Origin of the sequence: Enterobacter cloacae complex sp. IR5428 (genome assembly GCF_049238585.1) — a bacterium.
In the GTDB taxonomy this organism is placed as follows: domain Bacteria; phylum Pseudomonadota; class Gammaproteobacteria; order Enterobacterales; family Enterobacteriaceae; genus Enterobacter; species Enterobacter intestinihominis.
In genome coordinates this window covers 167111-181620 of sequence record NZ_JBMKHV010000008.1, presented here as the reverse complement: position 1 = coordinate 181620, position 14510 = coordinate 167111, and the positions used below count along the sequence as shown (strand labels likewise).

The 14510-nt window shown below is 59.7% G+C and carries 16 protein-coding genes; 9 read left to right on the top strand and 7 right to left on the bottom strand.

Annotated features, from left to right (window positions below):
- Positions 1–2: 2 nt before the first annotated feature.
- From ACOTXC_RS14360 to ACOTXC_RS14345, 4 genes are all read right to left on the bottom strand, one after another.
- The gene (locus ACOTXC_RS14360) at positions 3–383 is read right to left on the bottom strand and encodes a response regulator transcription factor (protein ID WP_006810275.1); all 381 of its coding nucleotides are present in this window, start codon (positions 381–383) and stop codon (positions 3–5) included.
- Between the two features lie 23 nt (positions 384–406).
- Complete coding sequence (locus ACOTXC_RS14355; RefSeq protein WP_045621749.1) at positions 407–667, bottom strand: XapX domain-containing protein; 261 nt, start codon at positions 665–667, stop codon at positions 407–409.
- Entirely contained in the window at positions 664–885 is a 222-nt protein-coding gene (locus ACOTXC_RS14350) for a DUF1427 family protein (RefSeq protein WP_022646923.1), read from the bottom strand. Before ACOTXC_RS14350 ends, ACOTXC_RS14355 begins: the two co-directional genes overlap by 4 nt.
- 61 nt (positions 886–946) lie before the next feature.
- Positions 947–1633 (bottom strand): hydrolase, encoded by a 687-nt coding sequence (locus ACOTXC_RS14345; RefSeq protein WP_022646922.1) that lies wholly within the window; start codon positions 1631–1633, stop codon positions 947–949.
- Positions 1634–1853: 220 nt separating this feature from the next.
- Here ACOTXC_RS14345 and ACOTXC_RS14340 point away from each other — a divergent pair, with 220 nt between their 5' ends.
- Genes ACOTXC_RS14340 through ACOTXC_RS14325 form a run of 4 tightly spaced genes read left to right on the top strand, consistent with a single transcriptional unit; the run spans position 1854 to position 6600 of the window.
- Positions 1854–3725: an amidohydrolase gene (locus tag ACOTXC_RS14340; RefSeq protein WP_023299235.1), complete on the top strand. Its 1872-nt coding sequence runs from the start codon at positions 1854–1856 to the stop codon at positions 3723–3725.
- Positions 3725–4132 carry a DoxX family protein gene (locus tag ACOTXC_RS14335; protein ID WP_171936249.1) on the top strand — a complete coding sequence of 136 codons (408 nt, stop codon included), beginning with the start codon at positions 3725–3727 and terminating at the stop codon, positions 4130–4132. Before ACOTXC_RS14340 ends, ACOTXC_RS14335 begins: the two co-directional genes overlap by 1 nt.
- The gene (locus tag ACOTXC_RS14330) at positions 4129–5748 is read left to right on the top strand and encodes an MFS transporter (RefSeq protein ID WP_193132285.1); all 1620 of its coding nucleotides are present in this window, start codon (positions 4129–4131) and stop codon (positions 5746–5748) included. The genes ACOTXC_RS14335 and ACOTXC_RS14330 overlap by 4 nt, the downstream gene beginning before the upstream one ends.
- 30 nt (positions 5749–5778) lie before the next feature.
- Positions 5779–6600, top strand: a complete 822-nt coding sequence (locus tag ACOTXC_RS14325) for an alpha/beta fold hydrolase (protein ID WP_038415217.1) — start codon at positions 5779–5781, stop codon at positions 6598–6600.
- A gap of 39 nt (positions 6601–6639) precedes the next feature.
- Here ACOTXC_RS14325 and ACOTXC_RS14320 read toward each other — a convergent pair whose 3' ends face one another.
- Together ACOTXC_RS14320 and ACOTXC_RS14315 are read right to left on the bottom strand one after the other, a co-directional pair.
- Complete coding sequence (locus tag ACOTXC_RS14320; protein ID WP_022646917.1) at positions 6640–8034, bottom strand: MFS transporter; 1395 nt, start codon at positions 8032–8034, stop codon at positions 6640–6642.
- Between the two features lie 45 nt (positions 8035–8079).
- A complete protein-coding gene (locus ACOTXC_RS14315) occupies positions 8080–9168 on the bottom strand; it encodes a cellulase family glycosylhydrolase (RefSeq protein WP_193132286.1) in 1089 nt (362 codons plus the stop codon).
- Between the two features lie 185 nt (positions 9169–9353).
- Between ACOTXC_RS14315 and ACOTXC_RS14310 the strand changes: the two genes are divergently transcribed.
- Positions 9354–10361 (top strand): LacI family DNA-binding transcriptional regulator, encoded by a 1008-nt coding sequence (locus tag ACOTXC_RS14310; RefSeq protein ID WP_069596203.1) that lies wholly within the window; start codon positions 9354–9356, stop codon positions 10359–10361.
- On the opposite strand, the gene fosA is transcribed toward ACOTXC_RS14310, so the two are convergent.
- Entirely contained in the window at positions 10347–10772 is a 426-nt protein-coding gene (gene fosA / locus ACOTXC_RS14305; RefSeq protein WP_193132287.1) for a FosA/FosA2 family fosfomycin resistance glutathione transferase, read from the bottom strand. The two genes, ACOTXC_RS14310 and fosA, sit on opposite strands and share 15 nt — an antisense overlap.
- A gap of 199 nt (positions 10773–10971) precedes the next feature.
- Between fosA and trpS the strand changes: the two genes are divergently transcribed.
- The 4 genes from trpS to ACOTXC_RS14285 all read left to right on the top strand — a co-directional run bounded on the left by trpS (position 10972) and on the right by ACOTXC_RS14285 (position 14502).
- Positions 10972–11973, top strand: coding sequence for a tryptophan--tRNA ligase (trpS, locus tag ACOTXC_RS14300; protein WP_421767787.1), 1002 nt, complete (start codon positions 10972–10974; stop codon positions 11971–11973).
- Between the two features lie 250 nt (positions 11974–12223).
- Positions 12224–12706 (top strand): hypothetical protein, encoded by a 483-nt coding sequence (locus ACOTXC_RS14295; RefSeq protein ID WP_155024510.1) that lies wholly within the window; start codon positions 12224–12226, stop codon positions 12704–12706.
- Positions 12707–12709: 3 nt separating this feature from the next.
- Positions 12710–14251 (top strand): colicin E3/pyocin S6 family cytotoxin, encoded by a 1542-nt coding sequence (locus ACOTXC_RS14290; protein WP_421767786.1) that lies wholly within the window; start codon positions 12710–12712, stop codon positions 14249–14251.
- Positions 14251–14502, top strand: coding sequence for a DUF7683 domain-containing protein (locus tag ACOTXC_RS14285; protein WP_154051865.1), 252 nt, complete (start codon positions 14251–14253; stop codon positions 14500–14502). The genes ACOTXC_RS14290 and ACOTXC_RS14285 overlap by 1 nt, the downstream gene beginning before the upstream one ends.
- The last annotated feature ends 8 nt before the right edge of the window (positions 14503–14510 follow it).

Here is a 14510-nt window from a genome sequence, read left to right as displayed (position 1 = left end):
CCTTATTGTCGGCGGGTCAGCTCCCGCTGAATATGATCCAGCAGAATATCGATGTTAATCGGCTTACGCAAAAATGCAGCGGCGCCCAGGCTGAGTGCATACCGCTGCATATTTTCATCCGCATGGCCGGAGATAAACAGTATTGGCGGCGGCGGCGTGGCCAGCAACCGCAGCTTCTCAAACAGCTCGATCCCGTTCATGCCGCGCAGCTTGATGTCGGTGATCACCAGCGACGCGCCGGACAGGGCGAGAGGGTGGCTCAAAAACACCTCTGCCGAATCGAAGGTATCGGTAGCATACCCTTCCGATTGCAGCAGGTTACTGAGCCCGCTGCGAACAGAGCGTTCATCATCAATGATGGCAATGCGCCACGGCAGCGTCATGCTGTCTTTCCTCAAACAATTCGTTACGCGTCGCGGCTTTCCTTCGCGGGCGTTGGGGGCGCGGTACCGCTGATTTTCGGTACGCATTCATGACGAAACCAGGCCAGGGTCAGCGGTTCGCGGCTCACCAGACGCCGTCCGATGGGGATCAGTTGTTCACCCACCAGCATGCCGAACAGGCCAAGCAGCGCGACGACCGGCGGCGCCGGGGAATGCACGTCGAGCAGGGCGTAAATTACCCCAGCCGCGACCCCGCACACCAGCGAAATAATCCAGGCCTTCATGATGACGCTCCGGTCAGGTGCTGAACGTGGGGAACCGTCACCTGCACGCCAGCGGGATTATCGCGGGATAAAAGATGACGCATCGCCTGTTCCCCTGCCAGCATACCCAGCAGGCCAATCAGCGCCAGCGCGGGCGGCGCGGGGGAACGCACCTTCAGCACGGCATACATCAGGCCAATCAGCACGCCTGCCGCGAGGGATATCAACCCTGTACTCATTGTGAACTCCAGAGAAAAAGGCAGTGACGAGCCGGATGAGGGACCAGCCCGCCGCCGGGATTTAGCGTGCCGGAACCGGCGCTAAGGTACGGTGCTCGCTCTTCTGGCGAGACGGCGCTTTGTGCACCATGGTGTAGGCATAATCCACGCCCATGCCGTAGGCGCCGGAGTGCTCGCGCACGATATCCATCACCGCGGTATAGGTCTCTTTATGTGCCCAGTCACGCTGCCACTCCAGCATCACCTGCTGCCAGGTCACCGGGATCACGCCCGCCTGGATCATGCGCTGCATCGCGAAGTCGTGGGCTTCTTTGGAGGTGCCGCCGGACGCGTCCGCCACCATATAAATTTCGTAGTCCCCTTCCAGCATCGCGCACAGGGCAAAGCTGTTGTTGCACACTTCGGTCCACAGGCCCGCGACAACCACCTTCTTCTTGCCGTTAGCCTTCAGCGCGTCACGCACCTTCTGGTCGTCCCAGGAGTTCATGGAGGTACGCTCCAGAATGTCCTGACCCGGGAACACGTCCAGCAGCTCCGGATAGGTGTTACCGGAGAAGCTTTCGGTTTCAACGGTGGTGATGATGGTCGGGATGTTGAACACTTTTGCCGCTTTCGCCAGCGCCACGGTGTTGTTTTTCAGCACCTGGCGGTCAATAGACTGCACGCCAAACGCCATCTGCGGCTGGTGGTCGATGAAGATGATCTGACAGTTGGCTGGGGTTAAGACTTCGAGTTTTGTAGTGGTCATAAGATTATCCAGTGAGGTTAAAGGTTAAAATCGCCGCGAACAGCACGCCGATAAAATCGCATTCATCCTATGACCCACGCCGCTGGCGCGTAATTATCTCTTCGTATAGTTAACCTTAGGTATAGTTATACTTTGGTATACCTATCCTATTGTATAACTGGATCTTTCCCGAAACCGGTTCCCATAATCCTGACCATTCCCCTCTCAGTCTGGAGCAGTTATGGTTACCCTCGGTAAAGCCGATCTCATTCTGGTTAACGGCCAGTTTCACACCGTCGATCGCGAGAACCCTCTCGCGGAAGCCGTTGCCGTGCGCGACGGGAAATTCCTGGAAGTGGGCACCGTCGCCGAGGTGATGCAACACCACTGCGACGGCACTAAGGTGGTCGACTTAAAAGGCCACACCGCCATCCCCGGCCTGAACGACTCGCACCTGCACCTGATCCGCGGCGGGCTGAACTACAATCTCGAGCTGCGCTGGGAAGGCGTACCGTCCCTGGCAGATGCCCTGCGCATGCTGAAAGAGCAGGCCCTGCGCACGCCGTCGCCCCAGTGGGTGCGCGTGGTGGGGGGCTGGAGCGAGTTCCAGTTTGCCGAGCGCCGTATGCCGACGCTGGATGAAATTAACGACGCCGCGCCGGATACGCCGGTGTTTATCCTGCACCTGTACGACCGCGCCCTGCTCAACCGCGCCGCGCTGAAGGTGGTCGGCTACACCAGGGACACGCCGAACCCGCCGGGCGGCGAGATCCAGCGCGACGCCAACGGCAACCCGACCGGGATGCTGATCGCCCGCCCGAACGCCATGATCCTGTACTCAACCCTCGCCAAAGGGCCGAAGCTGCCGCTGGAGCAGCAGGTCAACTCCACGCGCCAGTTCATGCGCGAGCTGAACCGCCTGGGGCTGACCAGCGCCATCGACGCAGGCGGCGGCTTCCAGAACTACCCGGAAGATTACGAGGTAATTGCCGAGCTGCACGAGAAAAAGCAGATGACCATCCGCATCGCCTACAACCTGTTTACCCAGCGTCCGGGCCACGAGCTGGAAGACTTTGAAAAATGGACCGACATGCTCACGCCGGGCCAGGGCAGCGACTTCTTCCGCCACAACGGCGCGGGCGAGATGCTGGTCTTCTCCGCCGCCGATTTTGAAGACTTCCTCGAGCCGCGCCCGGATCTCGCGCCGGGCATGGAGGACGAGCTGGAGCGCGTGGTGCGCCATCTGGTCGAACACCGCTGGCCATTCCGCCTGCACGCTACTTATAACGAATCCATCAGCCGCATGTTGGACGTGTTCGAGAAGGTGAACCGCGACATTCCGTTCAACGGGCTACACTGGTTCTTCGACCACGCCGAAACCGTGTCACAGGCCAACATCGACCGCATCAAAGAACTGGGCGGCGGCATTGCCGTGCAGCACCGCATGGCCTTCCAGGGGGAATACTTCGCCGAGCGCTACGGCATCGAAGCCACCCGCCACACGCCGCCGGTGGCGAAAATGCTGGAGACTGGCGTGCCGGTGGGCTTAGGCACCGACGCCACCCGCGTGGCGAGCTATAACCCGTGGACCGCGCTCTACTGGCTGGTCTCCGGCCGCACCGTTGGCGGGATGCAGATGTACGATCACAGCGCCCGTCTGGATCGCGATACCGCCCTGATGCTCTGGACCCAGGGCAGCGCGTGGTTCTCCAGCGAGCAGAACCAGAAGGGGCAGATCAAAACGGGCCAGCTCGCGGATCTGGCGGTGCTCAGCAAAGATTACTTCCGCGTGCCGGAAGAGGAGATCAAGGGCATCGAGTCCGTCCTCACCGTGGTCAACGGCGATATCGTCTACGCCGCTGGCAGCTTTGGCCCGCTCGCGCCGCCCGCCATTCCGGTCCTGCCCGAGTGGTCCCCGGTGGTGAAGGTGCCGGGCCACTACCGCAGCGCGCCGCCGCAGGCCGCACGCGTCGGCATGAGCGCCGTCCACCACTGCAGCGGCCCGTGCGGGGTTCATAGCCACCAGCATGATTTCGCCCGCACGTCAGAGATGCCGGTGTCCGACGATAACGCTTTCTGGGGGGCGCTGGGCTGCAGCTGCTTTGCATTCTGATGAAACAAAACGACGCTTCGCCCCGGATCGATCCAGGGCTGTTTTTCCTGCGCCTGACCGGCAGCCTGCTGCTGCTTTACGTGCACGGCCTGCCGAAGGTGCTCCACTTCAGCGAAGAGCTGACGCGCATCGAAGATCCGTTTGGTTTCGGACCTTACGCGAGCCTGATCCCGGCGATCGTCGCCGAGGTCATCTGCCCGCTGTTTATCATTGCAGGGGTTTACACCCGCCTGGCGTGCCTGCCGATTATCACCGTGCTGCTGGTGGCGATGCTGGCGGTGCACCCGGACTGGTCGATTGCCGAAGGGCAGTTTGGCTGGCTGCTGCTGATTATCTTCACCACCCTCGCCCTCACCGGACCGGGCCAGTGGCGGCTGCAGCGTAAGACGACGGAGAGGTTCGCATGACCCAGGTTAACGACGTTCGCGACGCACACGTCGAGACGACGCCCGCACCAACGGTTTCGCCATGGCAGCCGCTGAGCCAGCCGGTGTTCCGCATGCTGTGGATCGCCACGGTGGTCTCTAACGTCGGCTCATGGATGAGCGACGTCGGTATCAACTGGAGCATGCTGACGCTCAGCGCCGATCCTTTGGATATCGCGCTGGTGCAGGCGGCCAGCAGCCTGCCGATGTTCCTCTTCGCCCTGCCGTCCGGGGTGATGGCGGACATCGTTGACCGACGAAAATACCTTCTCTTCTCCCAGCTGTGGGTGTTCATCGCCGCCGCCGGGCTGACGGTGCTCTCCTTCACCGGACACGTCACCCCTACCGTTCTGCTGGCGGCAACGTTTCTGCTGAGCGTGGGCGCGGCCATGAGCTCGCCGCCGTTTCAGGCGATTGTGCCTGACCTGGTGAGCAAGCCCGAGCTGGGTTCCGCCGTGGCGCTTAACTCGCTCGGGGTCAACATCAGCCGGGCGATTGGCCCGGCGCTGGGCGGTTTCCTGCTGTCGCTGGCCGGGCCGTGGATGGTGTTTGCGCTTAACGCGCTATCCGTGGTCGGCGTGGCGTGGGTGCTGTGGCGCTGGCGTCCGGCGCCTTCCGTGCAGCGGCTGCCGCCGGAGCACTTCTTCTCGGCGGTGCGGTCCGGCATTCGCTACGTGCACGCCGCCCCGGTGCTGCGCAACGTGCTGGTGCGTACCGTGGCGTTCTTCGTTTTCGGCAGCGCGGGCTGGGCGTTACTGCCGCTAGTGGCGCGCCGCGAGCTGGGCTTAGGCCCGGCGGGCTACGGCGTGATGCTGGCGTGTATCGGCCTGGGGGCGATTGCCGGGGCGATCCTGCTGCCGCGCCTGCGCCAGCGGCTGAATGCCGATCGGCTGATGGTGGCCGCCAGCCTGACGTTTGCCCTCACCATGCTGGCGCTGGCGTTCGTGCGCCACGTCTGGCTGCTGAACCTGTTTGAGTTCTTCACCGGCTTCGCGTGGATTGCGGTGCTCTCCACCCTCAACCTTGGCGCACAGCGCAGCGCCGCCCGCTGGGTAAAAGCCCGGGCGCTGGCTGTGTATCTGACGGTGTTCTTCGGCTCGATGACCGCAGGCAGCGCCGTCTGGGGGCAGATCGCCTCGCAGTTCGGCACCCCGACCTCGCTGGTGGTTGCCACGCTGGGGATGGTGCTGGCAAGCGCGACGGCATTCCGCTGGAAGCTGGAGAAAGATCCGAATTTAAATCTCGACCTGAGCGGGCAGCCGCTGGACGGCGTGGAGATTGAACTCCCGAACGAGCGCGGCCCGGTGCTGGTGTCGCACGAGTACATCATCGACCCACAGAACGCGAAAGCGTTTTTGCAGGCCGTGCACGAGCTACGCCGGGTGCGCCGCCGCGCCGGAGCGATGAGCTGGGCGGTGTACGAGGATATCGAACGTCCAGGGCTGTTTATCGAGACCTTCCTGATGGGTTCCTGGATTGAGCATTTGCGCCAGCAGGAACGCCACACCATGAATGACCTCCTGTTGCAGAGCCGCGTTCTGGCTTTTCATCAGGGCACAACATCACCGGCAATTCGCTATCTGGTCGCGCCGGTATAACCATAACAATCACCTGCACAGGAACACACTATGGCACTGTTTAAGGCAAAAGACGGCACGCAGATTTACTACAAAGACTGCGGCGCGGGCAAACCGATCCTCTTCAGCCACGGCTGGCCGTTGGACGGCGACATGTGGGACAGCCAGCTGAACTACCTGGCCGAGCGCGGCTTCCGCGCCATCGCCTTTGACCGTCGCGGCTTTGGGCGTTCGGATCAGCCGTGGAACGGCTATGACTACGACACCTTTGCGTCCGACATTAACGACCTGATTACTACCCTGGATCTGCGCGACGTAACGCTGGTGGGCTTCTCCATGGGCGGTGGCGACGTGACCCGCTACATCAACAACTACGGCAGCGAACGCGTGGCTGGTCTGGCGCTGCTGGGCGCGGTGACGCCAATCTTCGGTAAATCGGATACCTTCCCGCAGGGTGTGGATCAGAGCGTGTTCGACGGCATCCGTGACGGACTGCGTAAAGATCGCGCCCAGTTCATCAGCGACTTCGCCACCCCGTTCTACGGCACCAACGCCGGGCAGACCGTTTCCGCGGGTGCCCTGACGCAGACGCTGAACATCGCTCTGCTGGCGTCCCTCAAGGGCACCATCGACTGCGTGACCGCCTTCGCCGAAACCGACTTCCGCCCGGATATGGCGAAAATCGACGTGCCAACGCTGGTGATCCACGGCAGCAACGACCAGATCGTGCCGTTTGAAAGCACCGGCAAGCTGGCGGCGGAGATGATCAAAAACGCCACGCTGAAGGTGTACGACAACGCGCCGCATGGCTTCGCGCTGACCCACCAGGATCAGCTCAACGAAGATCTGCTGGCGTTTGTGAAGTCGCTGTAAGTCATTACGCGAAGCCTGATGGCGCTTCGCTTATCAGGCCTACAAGGGCTGGTCCTGTAGGCCGGGTAAGGCGCAGCCACCACCCGGCGCTTTCGCAGACGCATTCCGCTCCGCCAGCAGCCGACAAATCTCCGCATGCCTCTCTTCGGTAAAGGTAAAGCGCGACATAAAGCCCATGCGAATCAGCGACCCTATCGCCGGTAACAAACAAATGCCGAAGAACAGCCCCGACAGCACGCTGTCGCTCTGTGACTGCGCCTGCGGCACATAGTTGATCATCGTCAGAAACACGCCGATTAACCCGCCGCCCACCGCCACCGACATCTTGCCGGTAAAGGTCTGCCCGGAGAAGGTGATCGCTGCGCAGCGCTTGTTAGTGTGGTACTCCGCGTACTCGATGGTGTCGGCAATCATCGACGAGGTGAGGATGTTGGTCATCATCACGAACAGCGTGCTCAGGCCGAGCAGGATAAACAGCAGCGCCGTGTGCTGATAGCCCGTGAACCACATCACCACGCGCACCGCCACGTCCAGCCCGCAGAGGATCATAAACAGCTTCCGCTTCTGCATCCGGCGCGTCAGCAGCGGGGCGACCAGGCACAGCACCGCCGCCACTATCCCCATCACGCCAATTGCCATTTGCAGGCTGCCGTCGCCCATGTTGTTGATAAAGAAGTAGATATAGAGTCCGCCCGCCACGTTATGGAACACGCAGAAAAAGAACGACAGCAGGACGATAAACAGCGGCTTGTTCTGGCGCAGGTTGTGGAAGGTGTCGCGCATCGTCACCTTTTCCGGGCTGGGCGGGACGCGCTCTTTGATCTGCATAAAGCCGTTGAGCATCAGCGGCAGGCCCACCAGCATCATCACCAGCGCAGCCATAAAGTAGCCTTTATCGTTGCTGTACTGGGCGAAGAACGCCGCCAGCTTCGGGAAGAAGATATTGGCGCAGGCAATCCCGGCGTTTACCCCGAGCATTGCCGCCGTCACCGCGCGGGTGCGCTGGCCGGAGTCGTTGGTCATCACCGACGACATCGACCAGAACGGGATATCGGAGATGGCGTACAGCGTCCCCCACAGGATATACGTCACCCCGGCGTAGAGGATTTTGGTGGTCATGTCCGCTTCGATTTTATAGAACGCCAGCAGCGTGACGCCGGTAATCAGCAGCGGCGCAATCAGTAAAAAGTGGCGAAACTTGCCGAACCGGCTGTTAATGGTGTCCATAATGCTGGCAAACAGCGGATCGTGAACCGCGTCCCACGCGCGGGCAATCAGGAAGATGGTACTTGCCGCCAGCGCCGAGATCCCCAGCACGTCGGTGTAAAAATAGTTTATAAACGAACCCACTAAACCAAAGCTAAAACACTGACCTAAACCATAGCCAAAGTAGGACCATAACTCGCGAGACGGTATTTTCATTGTCATTGCCATAGTGCGTACCTGGTTGCCCGGCGACAGCGCGCCGGGTCGTTATTATTAGCCCTGCGGATCCGGGGCGATATTGCGCAGCTTCTTCATCAGCGCGATTTCAGCGCGTGAAAACGGGATACCGTTCTCCTCGAACACGTCGTGGAACCACAGGCGGCAGTAGTCCGTGGACTCCTTCATCACCACCGGCCACGGCAGCCAGGTCTGGGTTTTACCGCGCACCAGCCCCCACTGATACGGCGCGACCTTTGCCATGTACATCAGCGGGAGCTGCTCTTCGATGGTGCCGCCCACGTGACGCGCCAGCCATTCGGTGCAGAAGATTGGGCGGCCCAGCGCCTGAAGTTGCTGGATAATCGCCGTCATGCGCCCGGTATTGGTGTAGGCGTGATAGCTCACCACGTCCGACAGTTCCAGCGCGGTCTGGTCCAGCGGGTGCTGATAAAACGTCTCGCCCTCCTCTTCCGCCGGCAGACGCCAGGCGCAGACGGTAAGCGGCTGGGTCGGGTCTTCCTCACGCACCCAGCGGAACGCCAGCTTCATCAACACGTGCGCGCAGGTCTCCAGCTTCTCGTCGTACAACACCTCTTCCGTGCCCGTCGCGAAAATGCCGCGGTTTCCCGGCTCGTTATACAGATCCCACAGCAATACGCGCTTATCCTCGCGGAACTGGCGCACAACGTCGCGGATATAGCGCTCAATCTGTGGCCAGCAGTCTCGATCGCACACCTTGTCGCGCCCCGGGCTCGCCGCCGCCTGGCTGTTGTGTTTGCCCGGTACGGGCGGCTTTTGCGGGCCGAGGTACGGCTCGTCGCCGGAGAAACCGCAGTCGTCCATCAGGGTCAGCATGGTGCTGAAGCCGTGACCGTCGGCAATCGTCAAAAAGCGGTCGATGCGCGCCATCAGCCCGTCGCGGTCGTGCTCCCAGACGATAAACGGCAGGTTGATGCGCAGGGTGTTATAGCCCGCGTCCGCCGCCCAGCCCAGCTCGCGGTCGATAGTGGCGGCATCGAAGGTCTCTTCCTGCCAGATATCGGTCCAGTTCACCGCTGTCGACGGCAGATAGTTGAACCCGCACAGCCAGCCTTTTTGCTGATACCACGCCTGTGCCTGTTCTTTACTCCACTGCTCTTTCATTACGCATCCTCTTGCTGATAATGTTTAGCTAATAAATATTAGCTGTGGGATAAATGCGCAAATCGCGGTGCAAAGAAAAGCGACGCCTCTCACAAAGTTCACGCTTCGATGAATGAGAAACGTGATCGGCGGCGCTAAAGCGTGCGGTTAGGGTATGATGCAAATTCGCGAAAGGGAGAGGACGGATGAAGCGAAAAACGAAAGTGACGATGAACGATATTGCGCGGGCGGCGGGTGTGTCGCAGGCGACGGTATCGCTGGTGCTTAACCAGTCCCGCAACATCAAGCTCAGCGACGACACCCGTCAGCGGGTGATCAACGTCGCTACCGAGCTCGGCTACGACCGTCTTCCTGCCATTCACGCTCCGCGCAACCAGGAGGAGATCGCCCTGCTGGTCAGCTCGTTGCAGAGCTTCGACCCGTTTATCGACGCCATCAGCCAGGCGCGGGAAGCGGCGTGGCGCAACGAGACGCTGCTCACAGTCTACGACTACGGCGACGACGTGGAGCTGGCCCTGAACATCATCCGCCAGCTGGACAAGCGCAACTGCATCGGGATTATCCTTGCCTCTCCGGTCACGAATGTCGTCGATATGACGCCATTTCAGGACTGTACCCGCATCCCGCTGGTGCTGCTCAACCAGCGCGACCCTGGCTCGCCGCTGCTGCCGTCGTTTATCCCGGACGACTACGCCAACGCCTTCCAGGTGACTAAACACCTCATCGCCTGCGGCGCCACGCGCATCGCCCACATCACCGGCGAGAGCTGGATGGAGGCCTCGCGCCAGCGTCTGGCGGGCTACCAGGCGGCATTGAAGCAGGCCGGTTTAACGTGTGACGAGAGCCTGGTGCGCCAGACCAACTGGCAGTTCAGCGAGTCCTTTACCGCCACCACGTCCCTGCTGGAACTGACCGAACGCCCGGACGCCATTTTCTGTGCCAGCGACTGGCTGGCGATTGGCTGCTACCAGGCGCTGGCGGTGAATGGCGTGCGTATCCCGCAGGACATGCTGCTGGCGGGCTACGATGACCAGAAGATTTCCGAACAGCTAACCCCGCCGCTGACCAGTATCCAGTTGCCCTACAGCGAGTTGGGACGGCTGGCGGTGGAGTACCTGTGCAATCAGGAAGATGCCGCCACACACGTAACGCTGGCGGGCAGGCTGAAGGTGCGCGCCTCAAGCCCCGTCTGAAGTAAATACCATGTCCGCATAGGGCTTCTCGCGACACGCCGCCAGCCGCGCGGCGAGGCTGCCCACGTGCAGCTCCAGCTTGTGCCCGTCCGGGTCGAGAAAATAGAAGGACGCCCCCTCGCTTTTGTTCTGCTTCCAGACGGTGACGCCCGCCTGCTCAAGCCTTTGCGAGAGCGGTTCAAAATCCGCTTCCGCCACGGTAAACGCGTAGTGGGTGTAGTCGCTCTCCTGCGGCGGCACGTACTGGCGCGCCTCGTCGTAGGACAGGCAGACCCACAGTTCGCCGCAGGTGAGATAGGCCCCGGTATTCCAGCGGGCGTGCAGCGCAAGCCCCAGCAGCTCGTGCCAGAAGCTGACGCTTTTTTGCAGGTCGCTGACCGCGAGGGTCAGATGATTGAGAGATTGCAGCATGACGTGCCCTTTTGTTTTTCGCGCCGGACGTGATACGGTAAAAGCATGAACATAAACCACGCCGTGCTCACCGTAAACCGCTGGTGGCTGCCCTCTTAAAGGCGGCACGGAGTAGTTTTCCCCATTTTCTGATAGCCGCCGAAAGGCGGCTTTCACATTTCTAAGACCCCTTTCGGCAATTGCACATTAAGGAGTCTTTATGAACGCACCAACCATCCTCACCGGCGACCGCCCAACCGGCCCGCTGCATCTCGGCCACTTCGTCGGATCGCTGCGCCAGCGCGTGGCGCTTCAGCAGACGCACAACCAGTTTGTGCTGATTGCTGACCTTCAGGGGCTGACCGACAACGGCAGCAACCCGCAGAAGATCCGCGACAACATCCCCGAAGTGCTGGCCGACTACCTCGCCGCCGGTATCGACCCGAATCTGACCACGATCTGCCTGCAGTCCGCCCTGCCCGCCCTCGCCGAGCTGACGATGCTGTATATGAACATCGTCACCGTTGCCCGCGTGGAGCGTAACCCGACGGTAAAAAACGAGATTGCGCAGAAGGGCTTCGCCCGCTCGCTGCCGGTCGGGTTTATGGCCTACCCCATCAGCCAGGCAGCGGACATCACCGCGTTTAAGGCCGAGTGCGTGCCCGTCGGCGACGACCAGTTGCCGATGATTGAGCAGACCAACGAGATTGTGCACAAGATGAACAGCCTGCTGCCCGCCCCGGTACTGCACCACTGTAAGGCGATGCTGAGCGACACCAGCCGCCTGCCCGGCATCGACGGCAGCGCCAAGATGTCTAAATCGCTGGGCAACACGCTGCACCTGTCGGCCAGCGAAGAGGCTATTCACCGTGCGGTCAGCGCCATGTACACCGACCCGAACCACCTGAAGGTGAGCGACCCGGGGCAGATTAAGGGGAACGTGGTGTTTACGTACCTTGACGCGTTTCATCCGGACAAAGAGAAAGTGGCGGCGATGAAGGCGCATTATCAGGCGGGCGGGCTGGGTGACCGGGCGTGCAAGAACGAGCTGGAGGCGTGTTTGCAGGAGCTGATTGCGCCGATGCGGGAGCGGAGGGCGATGTATATGCAGGACAAGGGGGAGCTGATGGCGATGCTGAAGCGCGGGACCGAACGGGCGCAGGGGGTGACGCAGGCGACGTTGAGGGAGGTGAAGGTTGGGTTGGGGGTGCCGGTGTTTTGAAATAACGTCATGCAGCGTATGTATTCAAATAATACATGCGCTGCATAATATTACTATCGGCAATTCAGCGAATATTAAATTTATAATTAACAGGAACTATTACTAACCCTTCTTTAAAAGATGACCAATATCAACCTGGATATTTATTTCGGAATTTAGCCCGACTTATTAACCACTTTATGTATATTCGCCTTACAGTCTCAAACCTAGCATTGCTGCATTTACTCTTCTGCCCCTACAAGGAATTGTCATGCAGCTTTATACCAATGAATTCACCACTGAATTAAAAGCGGAAATAGATCGTTCGCCTTTTTCCGCTGAAGAACTGGCCGCCATGCCTGAGGACGCGCGCGCCATTATTGCCGAACAGGAAGCCTTTCATCGACAACATCCCGTCACCGCCATCTGGCGGATCGCCACGGCTGGCAGCCAGACCCGAATGGGCGGCATGGTACTTCCCGTCGATCGTGAAGCCACAATGCTCATGGACGATGGGAGTTACACCAGCCCGATTGTCGAAGGAGACTGTGTGGCCTATCCGGATGGAACGCTCGCCACGATTATGACCTCATCAGGAACCGCTTTTACCTGGAAAGGACACGGCGTTGCCCTGGTAGGCAGCCTGCTTGATAACGATGACGAGATTATCAGCACACCGCTCGGCAGTACTTATCTGGTCACCCGCGAAGGGATTCCACCTCAAGAGGATTTCTTAACCTGGCCCGGAGAATAGGCCATGGGCTACCGTTCCACGAACTACGGCCGCGGTCAGGCGCTGCACGGCGACAGAACGACCACCGGCGCAATATGTTGTAGCACCCTGCCCAACTGCACCGAGCACGGGCGCGGCGTTATCCGCGTTGGCGATAAAACTACGGCATGCCCTAAATGCGGCAAACAGGGCGTTGTTGCAGACGGCGAACCTCGGGTTAACTGGATGGGACAAACCTCAGCCGTCGATGGTTCTGTCGTCATTTGTGGCTGCCCGCACGGAACCAACCGCGTGATCGCCCCATCGGGAGAGTGGCTCGGCTCCGGTCCCTCTCCTGAACAGATCGCACAGGAAAAGCATCAGGCCATGCTCGCAGCACGCCGAAAAGAGGAAGAGGCCGAAGCACAGCGACAAACAGAAGAACGCGATCGCAACCGGGTCTTTGCGAAATCCTGCCTGCGCGGTGAAGGATGTAACGATGCAGGCACCGAAAGTGAGCCGCACACCAACTTCGCCGAGATGGCATTTTACCAGGCCATGCCCAACGACGCCCCTCAGCACGCCCAGGCGGCAAAGCGTAAGGCGCCCCCAAAGCCGAAGCAACGCAGCGCGCTTTATCTTTGGTGGAATGGGCATCACGAGGAGATGGACTATCAGGCTGCCGTTGCAGCCGAAGAAAGGGCCTGGACCGCGCGGAACGCGATCGCCGATGCCAGCGAACTCGTACTGGTTGGCGGGCGTACAATTACTTCCGGCACATGGGCCATGCGCGGCGCTGCACTTGGCGAGATAGCCACGGGAGGCCTTGGTGCTCCTGTCGCAGGGGTGCTGATAGGGATGTATCCCGGCAAGCTGAACGACGGAGAGCAGGATTTTATCGACAGGATGCGCGCCGAACAGATGCGGGAAGCCCCTACCCGAGTTCGCTTCACCTGGGAGAACGACGCCAGCGGCAATCCGACACCGCGCGGCTGGCATACGCCGCCGGGCAAAGACAGCGTGCGCGTTCGCAGGATGGAGTGGGATAGCCGACGCCAGGCGTACACCTTTACCACCGAAGAAGACCCCGGTATCACCATTATCTGGACACCGGACCGCACCGGAGAGAGTAAGCCGTGGGATACGGGCAATCAGAATCCGGTACGGATACCGAACCCGGTTGTCGTTGATCCGCTGCCGGAGGATACGGGGATTGGTGCGACGACCAGCCCGACACCGGAAGAGAAGACGTTTGCAGATTATATTCTGATTCTGCCGGTGGGCGGGGTGCCGCCGATTTATGTCTATATTAATTCAGATCACAAATACCATTCACCTCCTAAAGGAAACCCTCCTTTATCTGCATTTCCTGATGCTAAGAAAGCTCAAGCGAAAACACCAATTAAAGGGGGAGGTAAACTGCGTACCCGTTGGAAGGATTCAAAAGGTAAAATTTACGAGTGGGACTCTCAACACGGTACAGTTGAGGTATATGATCGTTCAGGACGCAATCACCTCGGTGAGTTTGATCCCTCTACAGGTAAGCAAACTAAACCAGCAGACCCAACCAGAAAGGTAGAAAAATAATGATCGTTTACACAATTGATGCATACAGCAAAACAGATGAAGATTTGCTTTTCGAAATCGAAATACCGCATCAAAACCTCAATGATCTATGTATGATTATGGGGATGAATACTGAAGATAGAAGCGATTTTTCGCATGGTATTGGCGTCTATAATATCAATGAGCATCAGGCACATCTTTTAGAAAGCCTTCTTGGAAGAACATTTTATTCTGCTGATTTAACCTTTCAGCTTTCTGGAGGGGAAATTTAACCTAACTT